The following is a 1062-nucleotide window of genomic DNA, read 5'->3' as shown; positions in this document are numbered from 1 at the left end:
ATGAAGGAGACCGAGAAGATCGAGATCATGCACTTCGACCAGGAGGGCTACCTCGAGGACGGCAGGAACGTCTACGAGGCGGGCAAGAAGATGACCGCGCTGGCCGACCGCGTGCACGAGGAGGGCTACGACGCCGTCTTCCTGATGGGCGTCGGCGGCACCTGGGACGAGTTCATGCAGCTCGAGTACCTCATGAACAAGTTCGGCGACCGCGACCTCGAGGTCTACCTGATCCACGCCGCCGAGTGGAACGTCATGGGCCACAAGCGCATGACCGACAAGTCCGTCGTGCTGACCGCCTCCGAGTCCGGCACCACCCCCGAGGTGCTCGAGGCCATCGGCAAGATGAAGGAGATGGGCGTGCGCGTCTACGCCATGACCAACCCCGAGGGCAAGATCGGCCGGGCCGTGGGCGCCGAGAACTGCGTCATGATGGCCTCCGACCACGGCGCCGGCGGCTGCGAGAAGGGCTACTACCTCGCCGACTGCTTCGGCCTGCGCCTGCTCAACCGCCGCGGCTGCTTCCCCAAGTTCGACCTGTTCATCGAGCAGACGAAGGACGTCTGGAAGGACATGCTCGACATCCGCAAGCGCTTCGAGCCGCGCGCCGAGGAGCTCGCGAAGAAGTACGCGCTGGCCGACTACACCATGTTCATCGGCTCGGGCGCGCTGTGGGGCGAGACCATCCTGTACTCCATGTGCCTGCTCGAGGAGATGCAGTGGAAGCGCATCCGCCACATCACCTCGCACGACTTCTTCCACGGCACGCTCGAGCTGCTCGAGCCCGGCGTCCCGGTGTTCCTGTTCATGGGCGAGGACGAGTGCCGCGCCCTCGACGAGCGCGTCCGCGCCTTCCTCACCAGCGGCGTGACCGGCGACGAGGACTACGTCATCATCGACACCGCCGAGTACGCGATCCCGGGCCTGGACGACGACTTCCGCGTCATCGTGTCCCCCTGGATCCTGTCCGTGCTGACCACCGACCGCCTCTCGCGCAACTACGAGCTGGTCACCAAGCACAACCTCAAGTACCGCCGCTACTACCACCAGTTCGACTACTAA

Annotated in this window: 1 protein-coding gene; it reads left to right on the top strand. The window is 65.1% G+C overall.

Features of this window, described 5'->3' with window-relative positions; genetic code table 11:
* Window positions 1-1062 (top strand): SIS domain-containing protein (locus tag DXD94_RS09530; protein WP_055252703.1); only part of this gene is annotated, 1062 nt, incomplete at its 5' end.

The sequence above is a fragment of the Collinsella sp. TM10-22 genome (assembly GCF_003466125.1).
GTDB lineage: Bacteria > Actinomycetota > Coriobacteriia > Coriobacteriales > Coriobacteriaceae > Collinsella.
This window is presented reverse-complemented; position numbering and strand designations above follow the sequence as displayed.